This window comes from Geomonas edaphica (assembly GCF_004917075.1).
Taxonomy (GTDB): Bacteria; Desulfobacterota; Desulfuromonadia; order Geobacterales; family Geobacteraceae; genus Geomonas; species Geomonas edaphica.
Window position 1 is genome coordinate 996,534 of sequence record NZ_SSYB01000001.1, and the last position, 16,321, is coordinate 1,012,854.

The 16,321-nt window shown below is 54.0% G+C and carries 16 protein-coding genes; all 16 read right to left on the bottom strand.

Translation table 11 applies throughout. The annotated features are described in order from the left end of the window. Positions 1–57: 57 nt before the first annotated feature. Positions 58–897 carry a hypothetical protein gene (locus E8K79_RS04305; RefSeq protein WP_136513625.1) on the bottom strand — a complete coding sequence of 280 codons (840 nt, stop codon included), beginning with the start codon at positions 895–897 and terminating at the stop codon, positions 58–60. Positions 898–941: 44 nt separating this feature from the next. Next, entirely contained in the window at positions 942–1,808 is an 867-nt protein-coding gene (locus E8K79_RS04310) for an acid phosphatase (RefSeq protein WP_136513626.1), read from the bottom strand. 68 nt (positions 1,809–1,876) lie between these two features. Then, a complete protein-coding gene (locus tag E8K79_RS04315) occupies positions 1,877–3,820 on the bottom strand; it encodes a metallophosphoesterase family protein (protein ID WP_136513627.1) in 1,944 nt (647 codons plus the stop codon). A gap of 12 nt (positions 3,821–3,832) precedes the next feature. Then, positions 3,833–4,912 carry a DUF3089 domain-containing protein gene (locus tag E8K79_RS04320; RefSeq protein ID WP_136513628.1) on the bottom strand — a complete coding sequence of 360 codons (1,080 nt, stop codon included), beginning with the start codon at positions 4,910–4,912 and terminating at the stop codon, positions 3,833–3,835. Between the two features lie 91 nt (positions 4,913–5,003). Next, positions 5,004–5,225, bottom strand: coding sequence for an Os1348 family NHLP clan protein (locus E8K79_RS04325; RefSeq protein WP_136513629.1), 222 nt, complete (start codon positions 5,223–5,225; stop codon positions 5,004–5,006). A gap of 197 nt (positions 5,226–5,422) precedes the next feature. Further along, positions 5,423–6,781 carry a sigma-54-dependent transcriptional regulator gene (locus E8K79_RS04330; protein ID WP_136513630.1) on the bottom strand — a complete coding sequence of 453 codons (1,359 nt, stop codon included), beginning with the start codon at positions 6,779–6,781 and terminating at the stop codon, positions 5,423–5,425. Beyond that, complete coding sequence (locus E8K79_RS04335; RefSeq protein WP_136513631.1) at positions 6,778–8,748, bottom strand: ATP-binding protein; 1,971 nt, start codon at positions 8,746–8,748, stop codon at positions 6,778–6,780. Before E8K79_RS04335 ends, E8K79_RS04330 begins: the two co-directional genes overlap by 4 nt. A 497-nt stretch (positions 8,749–9,245) precedes the next feature. Further along, positions 9,246–9,572 (bottom strand): nucleotidyltransferase domain-containing protein, encoded by a 327-nt coding sequence (locus E8K79_RS04340; RefSeq protein ID WP_136513632.1) that lies wholly within the window; start codon positions 9,570–9,572, stop codon positions 9,246–9,248. Then, entirely contained in the window at positions 9,554–9,952 is a 399-nt protein-coding gene (locus tag E8K79_RS04345) for an HI0074 family nucleotidyltransferase substrate-binding subunit (protein WP_162604590.1), read from the bottom strand. Before E8K79_RS04345 ends, E8K79_RS04340 begins: the two co-directional genes overlap by 19 nt. A 914-nt stretch (positions 9,953–10,866) precedes the next feature. Then, positions 10,867–11,430: a hypothetical protein gene (locus tag E8K79_RS04350; protein WP_136513634.1), complete on the bottom strand. Its 564-nt coding sequence runs from the start codon at positions 11,428–11,430 to the stop codon at positions 10,867–10,869. Between the two features lie 478 nt (positions 11,431–11,908). After that, on the bottom strand, positions 11,909–12,079 hold the full coding sequence (locus E8K79_RS21065; protein WP_162604591.1) for a hypothetical protein: 171 nt from the start codon (positions 12,077–12,079) through the stop codon (positions 11,909–11,911). Between the two features lie 250 nt (positions 12,080–12,329). Beyond that, a complete protein-coding gene (locus tag E8K79_RS04355; RefSeq protein WP_136513635.1) occupies positions 12,330–12,632 on the bottom strand; it encodes a hypothetical protein in 303 nt (100 codons plus the stop codon). Between the two features lie 2 nt (positions 12,633–12,634). Beyond that, positions 12,635–12,823, bottom strand: a complete 189-nt coding sequence (locus tag E8K79_RS04360; RefSeq protein WP_136513636.1) for a hypothetical protein — start codon at positions 12,821–12,823, stop codon at positions 12,635–12,637. A 1,138-nt stretch (positions 12,824–13,961) separates the two neighbouring features. Then, positions 13,962–14,267 (bottom strand): hypothetical protein, encoded by a 306-nt coding sequence (locus E8K79_RS04365; RefSeq protein ID WP_136513637.1) that lies wholly within the window; start codon positions 14,265–14,267, stop codon positions 13,962–13,964. Positions 14,268–14,489: 222 nt separating this feature from the next. After that, on the bottom strand, positions 14,490–15,245 hold the full coding sequence (locus E8K79_RS04370; protein ID WP_136513638.1) for a DUF4145 domain-containing protein: 756 nt from the start codon (positions 15,243–15,245) through the stop codon (positions 14,490–14,492). After that, a complete protein-coding gene (locus E8K79_RS04375) occupies positions 15,245–16,315 on the bottom strand; it encodes an SIR2 family protein (RefSeq protein ID WP_136513639.1) in 1,071 nt (356 codons plus the stop codon). The genes E8K79_RS04370 and E8K79_RS04375 overlap by 1 nt, the downstream gene beginning before the upstream one ends. Positions 16,316–16,321: the final 6 nt, after the last annotated feature.

A 16,321-nucleotide genomic window follows, 5' to 3' on the forward strand; every position in this document is an offset into this window, starting at 1 on the left:
GCTGGAATCATTCTGCAGCTCCTTTTGCGGCACGACCGCTTTTCATAAGAGGAAAGGCTATTGTTTCGCAAAATATTCCGCCGTTGTCCTGACCGATTTGATCCCGACCGAAATGGTCGAACCATCCACTTTCCTGCCGTGCAGGACGAATTCGCTAAGGCCGGTGTGGTTGCTGCTTCCCCAGTCATAGGTATAGCCGAGGCGGGTCCATGGATAGGGGGATGAGCCGGTGTTGTAGACGTTTCTGGTGCGGTTGTTGAACCAGGAGGAGTACGTTTTGAACACCCCGTAGTCCGTCCCTTCGGTCGCTCTGACCTTGTTGCTCAGGTCCAGCATGCGGAATGGATCGCTCGGAAAGCTCGTTTCGCAGGCCGTATCGGATATCTCGGTGTCGGGACAGGGGCGGAAAAGGTCCTGCGGCGAGACCCACATCTCGAGCATGTATTTCGCCTCTTTGGGATCACCCGCAACGGCATATTCTGGTGGCAATCCCAGCAGCTGGGCGATACGTAATGGCTGTGGCACGGCGTTCCCGAAGTAGTTCCTGATCTCGGGCACCACGGTCACCCAGGAATCGTACTTATAGGTCGGGCATTCGCCCCCCTCCAGGCAGGCCGTATTGCCGCTGCACCCCGCGGGATCTGAGCATTTGTAGTATTTTCCAGCATCCCCCAGCCAAGTCACCACCAGCAGGCGTGACCCGACCACACCGTTCTCCCAGACCAGATCGGGGTTCTCGTTGTTGATAGGCGTCAAGTAGCGTGAAATCTCTCCCGGAGTTGCCGTGCGGGCATCGGCCACGGCGCTTGAATACTGCGCCTGGAGCCTCACCGGCGTCGTAGGGACAGGCGCCGACGAATCACTGCCGCAGGCGGCAAGCAGGCATATGAGAGACATTGACGCCACTATGGTCAGGTGCTTTCGATATCGCACGACAGATCTCATTGCGCCAGTGACGGCAGCACCGCGAGCGCGGCGGCCTCAGCCGTACAATCAACAGCCGGTGTCAGCCCTTTGGCTTTCGCAGCGGCAATTTCAGCTTTTGCGGCTTCCAGCTCCGCCAGGAAGGCAGGATCCGCATGCAGCTTGGCAACGGCCGCCGCAGCAATGACGCGCCCCTGGACAACGTCGCTGTGCCAGTGGACGTTGCATACATTCCGGCTCTCGCCGAATGCAAGGCCTCGTGAAATAATCGCGTTGGTCTGGTCCGGAGAAATCTCGGAGAGAATAAGAGCCCACCCCCAACCGACCGCGGTATGTCCGGAAGGGTATGAGCCGTCGGTTTCCAGCTGGTCCATTTCATCTGGAGTGCAAATCGGTTGGTTGTTTATGACGAACGGCCGTGTCCGCTGGTATTTCTTCTTCGCGGCGTAGGTCGATAGGCCTATGTCTGTCAGGGTTCTGCGCAGCAGCATATACAGGTGCGGCGTATCAGCTTCATTGATAGCCGTATTTACCGAGCAGGCAAAGGTGCCGGCCGCATGGGGAAATGAGAGATCTGCGTCGGAGATGGCCTGTGCCCAGCGGGGTGTATCCTTCAGGGCAAAACTGCGCTGGCTGATCTCGGTATCAAGCGTTAGCGCGGCCGTTCCTTCTGCCGGAGGAGGCGGAAGCAAGGCAATGCTGTCGGGAAGAGCGCTGGTTGACAGATACCCCTGAAGAGTTCCCGGAATGGGGCCCGGGCCCGGGTTAACCACTGCATTGCCGGCAGTCTGGTTGCTGTCGCTGCCGCAGCCTGCCAGGCATGCCACGATTGCCGGCACGAGAAAATAACGGTTGCAGCAGAGTTTGGACAGAAAATTGGTCATCTCACCCCCCTCAGTAATTGGCTATTATGTTCTGCATTGCAGTGCTCAGCTGTTTGACCAGCTCGGCATCAATTGATCACGATCGAAATAGAATCCTTGCCAGTCGTTCCATTGCTCCTCGTTGCCGTGACCGTTACCGAGTGGGACCCCGCTGACAGCCCCGCTAAAGGGATGCCCGCGGCCCAGACTCTTCCATAGCTATTTCTGACGGCCGCAAGGGGACTCGACGTGAGGCCGTCATCTATGCTGTATTCGACGGAAGTGACTGTTTCCGGCGAGAAGACCATGGTTTTCAGCATAATGGTCTGTCCTGTGGTGAAGGGCTGCGCATTGGGGTTGCCCCCGCTATAGGAGGCGGTATTGCCGAGCGCGCTATTGGCCGGGGTCGTAATAAAGACAATTGGCCACTCAACGGTGTTAGGCTTTGTTGCATCAATGTTCACCAGCTTGACGGCAGGACTCATTGCCTCAAAATCGTAAGCAACAAGATAAAAGGTTGCCTGCTTCCCATGGGCACCGAAGGTATCAGCCCGGACGACCAGGGACTTATTACCGAGCCACTCGAGTCCGTGGGCGTGAACATGCCCGCTGAGATAAATTGGCGCCTTGAATTCGTCTATCAGTTGTTTCATGCGACCATTGCCATCGGTAATCTGGAACATATACTGGCCAATATTTGTTCCCGGAACATAGGGAATATAGCTTTCTGCGACGGGGCTATGGCCGAGTACGACATTGAGCGCCACAGGCTGGTTGCGGTCAGGATGGTTTAAAAGGGCCTGCTGCTGACTTGCCGGGAAATTGCCAATTATGTTTTCCATGTTTCGCGTTTGTGGATTTGCCGATGTGGATGCGGCGGTGTTGGTGCGAATCAGTCGTACGGTTCCCACCGAGCTTTCGAGGGTTGTGTAGCCATACCTGCTTGCCGTCTGGGAATATAGCAGGAAGTTCTGCAAACCGGCTTCGTAATCTAAAAGGGGATTTTGAACCTTGACGTCGTGGTTGCCGACAATATCAACATAGTTCGGGTAGGATGTCAGGATGCTGCTCTTCAAGAGATTACTGTAGGTCTGCCATGTCTCCTCAATGTACCCCTTTTCAGTCATGTCGCCAGTATGGACAATAGCAAGAGGGTTAATCACCGGTACAACCTCGGTAATGAGAGCGTTCATCAGTGCCTTGCCGCTCTGGGTAAGGTCTACGCCGTCTGTTGAAAGTCCGGTATTCGTTGCCGTCTTGGTATCCAAGTGCGTATCGGAGATATGCACAAAGAAGATCGGTTCAAGAGAGGAACGAGAGCTGGTCAATAATTGGTTTAACGCGAGCGTGGCGGTGTAAGTGGTCGGATTAGCGGGATCAGCGGGGTTTACTTCAACCACACTGGTATGGATTGCCGTTGTATCATCACTGAGAAGAGCCGTGTAGGTAAGGGTATGATTGCCGCCGGAAGTAGTCACGCACACCAGCTGGCCATTGATGATACTCCATGTCCCGCCAAAGGTTGCCGTATCAATCGTTGTGCTCCAGGTGCCGTCGGCATTGAATGCGAGTGTTCCCCTGGCACCGGTGCTGGCATGGGTAAATGTTTTGCCGGATACCTGCCCGGTGGTAAAGGTTGCGGTGAAAGCGGCAGTGCCGGCCACCGGGTTATTGGGGTCAGCGGGGTTTACTTCGTCGAAGCTGGCATTCATGCTGTTTGACGTAGTAGTGAGCAGTGTGTAGGTAATGGTATGATCCCCGCCGGCGGTTGTCACGCAGACCAGCTTGCCGTTGGTGATATTCCATGTCCCGCTGAAGGTTGACGTACCAATCGTTGTACTCCAGGTGCCGTCGGCATTGAAAGCGAGTGTTCCTGTGGAACCGGCGCTGGAATAGGCGAACGTTTTGCCGGATACCTTGTCAGCAGTAAATGTTCCTGTCGGCGTGCTGTCTGCACAGCCCGCCAATAGCAGTACCGCGACACTTAAAACCACAAAAAAGACCCGGCGACTGAAGCGCAGCATACCTTCCATGGTAGTTCTCCTCTACGGGTTGAGAAACTTGGCAACGCGGTTGGCGGCGTTGGCGGCGAGGTTGCCGTAATAGAACGCGTAGTCATAAATGTGGAAAAAGCCTGGCGCCACTGGGCTTGGACGCTTGAAATCTGCCGGGTCGACGGTTGAGCAGAGCACCACATGCGTCGCAGAGTTCGGGTCGAGAGCGCTCGTGACCGGATCGATGGCGGCGATTTGCGCATCTGCATAGCCGGCCACGGTCTGCACGGGGATCATGACATCGCCCTGATAGAACGGGGCCGTTGCGGTTGCATCGAACAGGCGCAGCGAGCCGGCATTGGCTGAGGCTGGGGCCTGTGTTGTCGTTCTGGTCCAGGAGATGGGGTTTATTGCCATGGCACCGGGGAAGACCACGGGGTTTCTGCCCGTAAAGGAAGGGCTTTGGGTGTTGTACGAGATGATCACACCGGTATCATCCGGCCCCTGGGCGAATTTCAGGTGGGGGTTGCGGTCGAAATAATCCTGCGTGAAGGACCAGCCGATGGCGTAGGCGGCGATCATCCTCTGATAGACGTCAGGATTGGCCTTCATGTAGTTTTGCAGCAGGAGAGCGGTTACCGTTGACCCCTGGGAATGACTGACAAGGATGAACGGCCGGTTGTTGTTGTAGTTTTTGATGTAGTAATCGAACGCTGCGGTGACATCCGTGGCCGGTGTCCCGTTGATAAAGTCATACACGGCGTCCGCAGTCGGCAAAGCCAGCGTGTAGAAGGCATCCGCCTGCCGATAGTAGGGGGCGTAGAGATTGCCGACAGCGGCAAAGGCGGTCGCCTGCTTCTGAAACCACGATTTTGCGCCGGCCACCATGAGGGGGTCGTCTATCGGCCCGATAACCGAACCATTGGTACCGGCAAAGTACGATGTCGGATAGACGTAGAAGATGTCGACATTTTTGACGGGATCAAGCTGTGACGGCACGGACAGCCAATTGGCGGCCTTTGCATAATCGATGGCCGGGGGATTCCGGGTCGCGGTGTCGCTGCCACACCCGGCCACGACCGTAAAGGCCGAAAGAATTGCGATTAACACCACCAAAAACCTGTTTCCCATGTGATCCTCCTTGTGCGTGATTTCCTGTCCGAATGATTTGTTTGCATCATCAAAGGCCCACCGCCGCATTGGGCGGTATACGTTTTCCGCATCAGGCAAGCGGGGTGTCTGCACGACACAGCCCTGGATCAATACCGGCTGCAAGGGCGGCAATCCGCGTCAGCTCGAGTTCTGACAAAAGCCGCAGCTCCGTGGGGGACAGCCTATAGCCTTGCTGCAGACATGCCGCCTCAAGGGAATCACCCACGGCGCGGCAAAAACGTGCATCGGTAATCAGTCGTCCCAATACTCGCTCAACCGCATCTTGTGACATAGCTACCTCCGGCCCTGGACGCCCTGTCCTAAACGGGACAGATTTGTTCGTTGCGAAGAACCATTACACAATAGGAGAGGCGAGTTTCGTGCCAGATGAAATAACGCGCGGTTTCGGTAGGTTATGGAAATACGACGGAGGGGGCTTGTCCCGGGCCGGACAAGCTGTCCGAAATCGGACAGCTGCGGATAATGAGATCAGTAGAAAAGCTTTCGGGAGGCTTTCAGCAGGCGTGCGGCAGAGGATTTGTTGTCCTTGCACTTCTCCAGAGCCCACTCCATCAACTGTCCGTTGACGGCATCCAACGAAAACTCTTCAGGTGAGAAATTGAAATTGAGGCAGATCCGGTCATCGGCCGGACCTGCGTTAAAAGTTCGAGGCTCTTTATGCAGACGTAGATGCTCGGGCTGGATCAGTTCGCCGTTGGTGACGATGCAGGCGTATTCCAGCATGTTGCGCAGCTCCCGCACGTTGCCGGGCCAGTCATGGGCAAGCATCAGGTCGAGGGCCGCCCGGGAGAGGCCGGGGAGCGATTTCCCCTGGTGTTTCCGGAAGCTGTTCAGTAAATGTTCCGAAAGCTGAGGAATGTCCTCGCGGCGTTCGCGCAGGGGGGGAATGGTGATCGGGAAGATGTTCAGCCGATGATAGAGATCCCGCCGAAAGGTTCCCTGGTTGCAGCATTCTTCAAGGTTGCGGTGGGTTGCCACGATGATCCTGAAGTCGGCGGTCTGCTGCCGGTCGGAGCCGACCTTCTCGTACACCCTCTCCTCCAAAAGACGCAGCAGCTTGGGCTGGAGCGAAAGCGGCATGTCGCCGATCTCGTCCAAAAAAAGGGTGCCTCCCCGTGCCCGGCTGCACTTCCCCTCGCGCTCCCGGTCGGCACCGGTGAAGGCGCCCTTCGCGTGACCAAACAGCTCGCTTTCCAGAAGGGTTTCCGGAATTGCGGCACAGTTGACGGCGACAAAACTGGCCATGGTCTGTCCGGTCCCCACATGGATGGCCCGGGCCAACACCTCTTTTCCCACTCCGCTTTCTCCATGGATGGAAACGGTGGTGCGGGGCGAAGCGACCACCTGCTTGGCCGCCGACAGCGTTTTCCCCATGACGGGGGAGATACTGGTGATGTTTTGAAAACTGTACTTTTCCCGTTCCGAATCGACCATGCGGCCATAGTTGTCCCGCAGCCGGGCACACTCCAAGAGCCTCTCCACCACCACCAGCAGTTCTTCCTGGATGAGCGGTTTCAGCAGGTAGTCATTGGCTCCCTCTTTCATGGCCGCCACGGCGGTGTCGATGCTGCCGTGGGCGGTGATGACCACAAACGGGAGCTGCGGATGGCTGCTGCGCACCTGGCGCAGCAATGTCATGCCGTCCATTTCCGGCATGACCATGTCGGACAGCACCAGGTCAAAACCGCCCTGCTCCAGCAGCGCCAGGGACTCAACCCCGCTTGCTGCGCATTCCACCTGGCACCCGGCATCCTCCAGATACCCCTTGATCATGAAGCGGTAGCTCTTTTTATCATCGACCACCAGCAACCGTGCACCTGGATTCATGCTGCGCACTCCTTCCCCAATCCGGCGGGTAATTGTTCCATTACCAGCCTTAGCTGTTCATGGCTGGCAGAGTGGGCATTTTGTTGCAGCCAGGACGCCAGTTCTGCCGGTTTCCGGTCGGCAAGGTGCCCGCACAAACCTTTCAGGGTGTGGGCGGCCCGGCAAAGACCATTGCGGTCGTCGCTCCCAAGGGCGATCTGCAGACACTCCAGTTCATCGTCGATGTCGGCCAGCAGCATCTCACGATACTGCCGGGCGCGCTCGGGGTTGTTGTTCAGGTCACTGCAGGTTCGCCCGTTCAAGAGCTGGTCCCCAGCAATAGACGTCACAACGGTTCTTCCACACTGGTCATGCATGGCCTTCGCCAGTTGTTCGGGGACAACCGGTTTGGGCAGCACCGCGTTGATGCCGACGCCAAGACATGCTTCAAAGGTGGCCGCTTCGACATCGGCGGTAATGGCGATGATCGGAACGGGTGTCTGCCGTCCCTCCTGCTCCCGCCCCCTGATCCGGCGGGCGACCTCCATGCCGTCCATGTCAGGCATGCGGATATCCATCAGGATCAGGTCAAAAGGTCGCTGTTCAAAAAACTCAAGACCCTGCGACCCGTTTTCCGCCAACACAACCTGATGCCCCCAGCTGGTCAAAATATCCCCCAGCAGCCGGCGGTTGAATTCGTTGTCCTCAATGACCAGCACCGAGCCCGAAGCCAGGTCGACGCGGTTTGGGGGCTCATCGGACAACGGTTCCGCTTCGCGCAAAGGCAACTCGACTAAAAAAGAGCTCCCGGCGCCGTGTCGGCTATGCATGGTTATACGCCCGCGCATCATTTCGACCAGGCTGTGCACGATGGCCAAACCGAGCCCGCTGCCGCCGAATTTGCGGGTGATGGTCGCATCGAGCTGCCGGAACGGTTGAAAAAGATGGGCGCGGGCAGCTTCGGGAATGCCGATACCGGTATCCCTCACCTCAAAACGAAGCAGCGGCTCTCCGGCTGTCAAGGTACGATCGGACGAGCTGACGACGAAGCCAACCTCACCGCTATCGGTGAACTTGACGGCATTGGCAAGGAGGTTGGCCAGGATCTGCCGCAGGCGGACCGGGTCACCAAAGCCCCACTCCGGAAGCCCATCGGCCATTTCGGCACGGAAAGCCAATTTTTTTTGCTCCGCCAGGGGGCGATACTGTTCTTCCAGCCCGTCTGCCAACTGGCGCAGATTGAACGGCACCGCTTCGAGCTCCATGTGTCCGGCCTCGATCTTGCTCATATCCAGGATGTCGTTGACCAGTTCCATAAGGGAGCGGGACGATTGTTCGAGGATCGCATGGTACTGTTCCAGTTTGACGGGATCGGTCGTCGTGCGAACCAGGCTGCTGAATCCCACCAGGGCGTTCAACGGGGTACGGATCTCGTGGCTGACGGTGGCCAGAAATTGGCTTTTTGCAAGGCTGGCGGCTTCCGCGGCTTTCTTTGCCTCGGAAAGCTGTATCGTTCGCTCTGCGACCTGCTCCTCCAGCAGCTGATTGCGTTCCGTGAGTTCCTGCAGCGGATAGACTTCGCCGGCACGGGCCATGCCATCGGGAAGTGATATGCTGCTGTGGCAAATTTTCCAGCCGGCGACTTCCTTGCGGAAGATGAGTACCAGACGGGCCACCGTCCGTGACAGGACGTGATCTTCAATGGGGAGATGAAGCGTGGAAAAGGCGGTGGTAACGGCGATGGTGTCTGACAACGACTGGATGGCCAGGTCTTTAAGCTCAATCCTCAGCGGATCTTTGACCTGGTCGAAATCCTTACGGGTGATCGCGACCCATTCCACCCGGTCTTTGATCAGCTTGTCCCCTCCCCCGGTAAATCCGGAAAAGTTCTCGCTGAATAAGCCTGTCAGCCGGTCATCGCGGGACGCATACATCCGGTGGTAGTCGTCAAACAGCTGCCGGATTTCTTCGTGGTCGATTGCATCCATTGAGTACGCCCTTCTTATAGGTACTTTGGGGATTTACACCCTAGGAGAGGACATCTTTCGTCTCAAGAGTCTTATCGACCGCTCAGTCAGTTATCTTGAAGAGTATCTTGTGGTTTGCGGTTAGGGGGAAAGACATGGCTGTGAAGGGGGAGTGCCTGTAAGGGCATAAATTATATGATTGAATTCCTACTGAGGTATTTGCTCAATATTTCACGTTGCGGGTTTTTTGTGCGCCCTCGCTCGCTTCACCGCAAGGGGTACAAGTGGACGCCTAAAGGTTATAAATTTCTCCCAGCGCCTTCAAGGCAATACATGTGTAATATAAACTTTGCAAAAATAAAAAGGATTACAGCAGATGCTGTAACCCTTTTATCGTTAGTACGAGAGAGGATTGTTGCTGAGATTTGATACTTCTTTACGATGGTCGGTCGAGCAAGATGAGTGTCGTGGCGTGGCCTGTATGAGCGACAGCTTTTCCACTTGTGGCAGGCCTGAATCTACTTACCGTACGAGGGGTAAAACTCTTTGCCGTGCTGCTTAATCGCATCACTTAACTTCTGTAGCGTCAACGTTTCAAAGTGCAGCACGTCCAGTTTGAAGACAAGATCCAACGACTCTAATTCATCCAGCAGACGAGAAAATTCAACACTATCCATTTCGGGAGCAATCACGGCCAGGTCAATGTCGGAATAGGGTTTCTCAGTCCCCTTGGCGCGTGAACCGAATATCATAACCTTCTGAACATGAGAGTACCTGCCGAAAACACCGGCAAGTTCCAGATAGTGACGGCGCGCCAAACCGTAGATCAGATCGTCGTCTGCCATGTCACCGCCTTTTGCGCTAGTTGCCGGAAAAGGGTTATCCCCTGCGCCACCACGAATGAATAAACTTCCTCAGCAAGTTCCTCGTTGTAGGTATGGCTGGTCATGTTTCGCATCTTCTGCAGATCACTCCAGGCATTGCCGTCCTCTATGAAGCCTGCTTCCAGTGAGGCCTGCAAGGTCTCGCGCGGCGTCCTGGCAAAAACATCCTCTTTCTCGAGGCGCAGCTTAAGCATCTTCCAGGCGAGTTCATGGGTAAACTCGAAACGCTGGATCACAGAATCCCTGAGAAACTCGTCCTTCGGTTGGCTGCCGGCCTTTTCCAACTGGGACAGAGCCTTGAGATAGTCCGAGACACGTTCTTCCAACCGTTCAGAATCCATTCTCGACTCCATATGCTGACGATGATGGTCGTTGGATGATAATTATCAAAAAAAATGGGTTACAGCAATGTTGCCGTAACCCATTTGATTTTTGTGGCGTCCCCGAGACGATTCGAACGTCCGACCCCTTCCAGGGCTCTACCGTCCTTCTCGTCTGTTCTAATTGCGACGCTACCGCGTCGGATTTGGTGCGCTCTTACCAGCTTAAAGGCTGCACTCAAAAACCAAACCCGAACCCCTCGAAAACCTCTATGTGTCACAGTTTGTGACACAGTGACTATTGCCCGAATTGTATATCAAATGCTGTCATGAATCAACCCCAAAAGCCCCGGCTATTGGTCGGCTCCCGCTTGCCCTACCCGTCCCGGACCATCTACCCCTGGACCACGTAGGAAAGGCCAACCCACAGGCCATCCTAGTGAGCCGACCAACCGTTTCACTTCTCCCGGTCGGGTTTCGTTTTACCCTTCCGGGCTCTCAGCTTTCCTGCAGGTTTTCGGCTCCGTCCTGACACCGTCAATTGAACGCGGCGCTTTTTCAGTATGTGTTTACGTATCCCCGCCCACCTGTAATTTAGGAAGATATGTTTCAGTCGATGGTGACGGTCGCAGAGCAACTCAACATCGTGGATAAGGTGGTGGTCTTTGTGATGCCCATGCCCCTTGCGCCCGCAGTGCCTACAAACTCCCCCTTGCTCCCTGCCCTCTGAAACAGCGCGTGCATACCTGAACGCAGTGAATTTTTTTGCATGTTTCTCTCCTTTCGTCGCCACCAACTCGTCATATCGACAGGGCCAACAAATATCTTCGCGAACCGGTCTGAAGCAAATCCAGGCGTACAGGTCTATAGGCTGCTCTTTGCCGCAGCAATTGCAAATCTTGGTCTCTTCCTTGTACCGCTGCACACTTCCTCCCTTAGAACGGTAGCAGCGCCTCCGGGTCATCCTGCTGCCCGATTCTAGCCTGGCGCTCATGCTCCAACTCCTTGCCAGCCCGCCTAGCCTTCTCCCGCACCATGTCGTATACCTGCTGCTCCGCGATGGACAGCTTTGCTCGTGGTCCGCGTTTCGCACCCTCCGGTGTGCCGCGCTTTTCCCGCTTGCTCTGTGTGTTCTTGGCAGTGCGGTTGGCCTTGTCGATGGCTTCACCGTACCAGCGGCGAATATCGCGGATGGACACTACTAGGTTCTCGTCAATGTCGATGAGGTCGTAATCGTACAGTGCGTTCCAGTAACGCTCGACATCACCGGGGGAGTAATCGTGCTTTTTTCCATACGTTTCAACCGTATACGGCTTCGACGCAGATGCCATTAGCCTACCCACGGTGCCATCAATAATCATAAGGGCGTCAGTCAACATAAGGGTGAAAAACCCAAGGATATGTTTGTCAGTGGCGTAGCGAGCTGATTCCACGTCGTTACTCTTGTACCAGTCTGTTGGAAAACAGAAATAGGGGAGCTTGGACATGGAGAGGTTCAAAATCCTGTTCCTGGATTCGTACAGGGCATCCTCCTTTTGCTACACAACACTTCACCGTTATGCCGCTCTTATACTTCTTTACTTGGCTTTCTTCTCCGCTGCTATTCGCGCGTCAGAGTCGGCTAACACCTGCAGGAACCACGCTGCGTCTTCAGTATCCTGCCAGCGCTCGAACCGTCCGGCGCGGCGGGCCGCTTCATCTTGCTCTTTCAGGATGGCGGAGATTGTTACTGAAAGTGTCGCAGGGCTCGTAAAAACACGCCTGTGCTGCCTCGTCGTACCAGCGGCGGCAGTTGAAGTACTATTCCTCGTCAAGCAGTCCTGCAAAATAGGCCCTGGTCGCTTCCCGCGATACCACGTATTCGATATCCATCTTTACACCTCTTCGACCGGGCGGGTGCAGGGCTCCATCCGTAGCTCCCGGCGAATCACTTCCAACCGCCCACCGTGCGCCTCCAGGTCTCCAGATGCATTTGGTCTAGGTCGTTGTGGTGTAGGTATTGAGGTCGCCGAACCGCTCCGACATGAAGTTACGGCAACCGACGCCGTGGCAGTCGCAGTAGAGGTCGGTCCAGTCCTCCTCGTAGTCACCTTGTTCGGGTCCTGCCGCCTCTTGGTCAAGTTCCCAATCGCGTTTCATGTATCCCATTGCTCAATCTCCTATCGCGCTCTCTCGTGCTGTTCTACAGTTGTGATGTAGTCGGTGGCGTGGTGCCCGGAGTCGCAGCCCCCGCAGTCCCACAGGAACTCGTACGAGGCCACCAGCTCGGAGTCAAAAGGTGCAGGATAGTCATTCAACAGCTAACAGTGCCCGGCGTCGCGGATGGCGGTCATGAAATCAACTGGGTCGGTGATGCTGTTCGTTCTGTGTCTCAACTTATCATCCTTGTCCGGTTGCGCTACCAGGGGTAGCAGCCAGTATTGGCGGTGGCGGCGTCGGTTAGGGTGTTAAACAAACCGTTGAAGATTACCTGCTCCGTCTCGGCCTGAAGTGCCAGTTGTTCTTCCAACATCTTGATGTGCTTGCAGTCGGTTCCAGGGCGGAATGTATTGCCTTTGCAACTGCACCGCCACCGGTAGGAGCGCTCAATAATATACGCGGGCTTGCCATCCTTGTGAATTCCGTAGCGACCATCGGCATAACTAATAAGGACGTAGATGGGCGTGGCCTTCTTCTGGTTCTCCTGCGCTCTTAGTGACATGGCTAGACCTCCTCAGTCGGGGCGGCCTTCCTGGTCTTATAGGCAGCATACAACTCGCGGCGGCGGCGATTGCGCCGTATCCGGGCATAGGTGGCCAGCAGCTCCTTGCGGCTGAAGTGGACCAGCCAGGTCTCAACCTCCAAGGTGATGTTGTTGCGACAGATGGTGCAGGTAATGGCGTCGTTTTTCACGGCGGTACTCTCCGTTCTATGGGTGTCGTTTCCTAGTGCGTGTAGTCATGACACCCCTGTCACGGTGTCATTGTCCTAATAGACTCTTTGTTGCCAAGGATGTTGTGAATGTAACAAATCTTTTTAAACGTGTAAAGTGTGTTTAGTACAAAAAAGTCTTACAAAACATACGCTTATTATGTTTTTTGATATAGCTAATATCAATAATTATAACAAGGTAACAGCTTTATATAGTATATGTTACTGGTAGTTTATCTCAATGAACTGAATTACAAATTCTGATATAGTATGCTTGAAAAACATTTTTTGAGGAGATGGTTTTTTTGTGTGGGCTGAGGGGGCTGAGGGACAAAAACTAAGTTTTTCGTACAGTAGCCTTGGAAAAATAACTCTATTGCGCTGGGGTTGGTATTGCTGAGGTGCAGGACAGTGTCGGCGAGATTCGGGAGGTGGGCTTGGTACTAGTGAAGTTTGTCATTGATTTGTCCGCTGACAAACCAGGGACATCCGCTGACAAACTGTGGACGTTCGTGGACAAATAACTTAAACAACATTTAATCAAATTTAGAGGGAATTGGGGCTCAACCAGCGATGTTTCATCAAGTGTGGCAACAGCGATAACACACTTAAATATTTAGACATTTAGGAAATTATTTGTCAGCTGACAACTTGAGTTTGTCCGCAATTTGTCCATTACCTAGAAGAGAAGACAAATGCTATTTTATATCACTTTTTATAACCCAAGATGCTCACTCTTATAAACTCCCTCCCCTCTAAGGACCAAAGATACCGCACATCTGGAGGGATACGCCCCGGTCACTGGGTCCCGGTACACGGATAGGTTTTTTCGGTAAGCGCCTACCCCATTTTTGGGTAGACCGGTTGTCTCAGCCAGCGCGAATATCTCCAAGAGAGGGTGGTATTCCTGGTGCCCAAGGCAGGTTCCAATTCCTCGCCACGCGAGAGACCGGTCCGTTTCAGAGGTCGTCGCCCTCACCCCAAGTTTTTTGGAGTCGTGTGAGCCTGGGGAAAGAGAGCCTTTTCAGGCCAACCTCTCAACGACAGGCAAACAAAACCCTGGCGCTGCGCGGTTGCCATACGACGGCTGACAGAAAGGCGTCGGCATGGACAACCTGGCTTACTTGCAGTTTTTTTTGACCGCGCCCTCTTTCTGATTGGCCCTGTAGTTGGTCAGGATTCGGCTGAGAGCCCAGCCTTCCAGTTTGCCGTGTCCGGCCCCGAACAGCAAGGCGGCGCGCTCTTTCATCCCCATCGGCATTATTTGCTGCCTGATGAGTTCGCGATTGCCCCAGAGCTTCGCGTACGACTCCAGGAAGAAAAACGCATCCTCGGTCATATCTCGGTTCAGAACCCTCGCCTTTTCAAGTTCAGGGATGGCTTTCACTGGTATTACGAAATCCGCAGAGAGCTGCTTCGGGCTCATATCTACCCCTTTTCTGGTTAGACAGAAAGTAAGGTACTTCCGTTTATAACCAGCAAATGCAACTTACAGCTTCCACAGACCCCTTTGCCCTTGCGCTCTGTTCTTCAGCAGTGCTTTGGGAGCGAATATTTTGCGGTTGGGTTCTCGACCATGGGACAACCATGGCTCGCCAGTGCGGAAGGGACTACCTCACCATCAAATCTCTGACCTTAAACCCGGATTTTACGGTTTAGCCGGAACAGCTTCAGGTTTGCCGTCCTTCTTCTTCCTCAATGGTCTCGGAGGTCTGGGGGGAATCTTTTCACTTAACCGTTTGGTTTTGACCTCATGGATATAGAGGGATTCAATAAGGCTTTCGCATAAATCGAGGATATTGTTGAGTTCTCTAGGGTTGGGGCAGTAGTCCCGGTGTATCGTGGCGTGTCCGGCATCCAGAACAACTTCCAGCCGTTCCCTCTGTTTTGTTGAGATAAACCCCTGTCTGCACATTTCATCCAGGTTGGCGGCAAAGGTGCCATGGTCGGTGACTTTGTCTATCATCATGGTCTCGATAATGGCGCGTATCCCCATGGTGGCAAGACGGTTGCTGCCGTTTTGCATGGCTATGTGTACTTCATCAAACATCTCTTCTATGAGACTGAGCTTGGTGCTACCCAAAGAAATTATGTCCCGGAACCAGGAAGGCTTTTTCCTGGAAATGGCGGGTGGGTAGTACTTGGTAGTGACGACAAGGCCGTCTTCGTCCCAGTCCTCCGAAAACCGTGACCGGTGTCGCAGGATAATCGCCTCGCACCCACAGCACTTCAGCAATTCATATGCGTCATCGCCGTAAATGTCGCATTCATCGTCACTCCATTTGGTCTTATGCAGGAAAAGAAGATGATGGTTTCTTTCCCCCAAGCAACTGTTACAGTGGGATTTAACGATTACCTGCTTTTCCGGCGATTCCGTCATATCATTTTCCTTGAGCTGGGACATCAACTAGTTATCTCATCGAATGGAGCTTCCTCTTTTGGAAAAATCGTGGTCAGCTCTTCGACGGTCAACTTGTCATTAAAAAATTCCTTAGCAGTAAGATTCCACATGGTTATATTATCGTTGCAGCTCAATTTCAAGGTGTTGCGGATACACTGCAGGGTTTCGTCAGCCATTTTTGGGTCAAATGGCGATATTACCAACATCTTGCGGGAATGGTCGCCGTTAAGCGCCTGTGAGATTATGCCATTGATATGCTCATCAGCGAAGCCATAGCCGACGCATATCAGCAGCTGAACCTCAGTCATCAGGCGTTTCCTGAATTCATAGGCAAAGAAGAGGAACGGGTCGATGTACTGCAGCTTGTACGTGGTTCCGAAAATTATTTCTATTTGCTCGGACGGTATACCTTTGTCCTTATAGGTGAGTTTCCCCCCGTCCCGTATCCAGTCTATAGAACCGTGGAGTTTATACAGAAAAATATTATTTTCGAGCTGAGCCTCGTTTTCATATATTTTCCAGTCCCAATACTTATCATCGCCGAACCCCCTCTCTACACCGGACTCCTTGCAAGATTTCTCCACACAGAGGTCATAATTCAGCGTGAACACACGCAACGGATGATTATAGCGTTTTTGAAACCTTGACAAACCCTCAAAGTACTGGGAGTGTTCATCATATTCGGAGTGAACCCATTGTTGGCTCAACTCTTCAACAATTTTTGTGCGGAAGGCACCAAGCTTCTCGAAAGTATTGTCAGTGACTTCCGGCAATTTGGGGTTCCAGGAGCCGATAAATGGGAAGAGCGGGTGTTCATCGCTTTTCCTCAGTTCGTCAAGGGTGTTCACCAGCCGCTCAATGTTAAAGTTGCCGTACTCAAACTTGCCCTTGATGCCATCCCCGTAGATAATCGCGGACTTCACGAAATTGTATAAGGATTCGAACCCTTTCCACGATGGCGTTTTGAGGAGGGTTTCCAATTTGCTAATCATGCCGCAGGATGCCGGGATACCAGCATCAACGCTTGCCCCAGCACCGAGAAGAAATATCACCTCATCTTTTCTGAATTCCATAAGAAC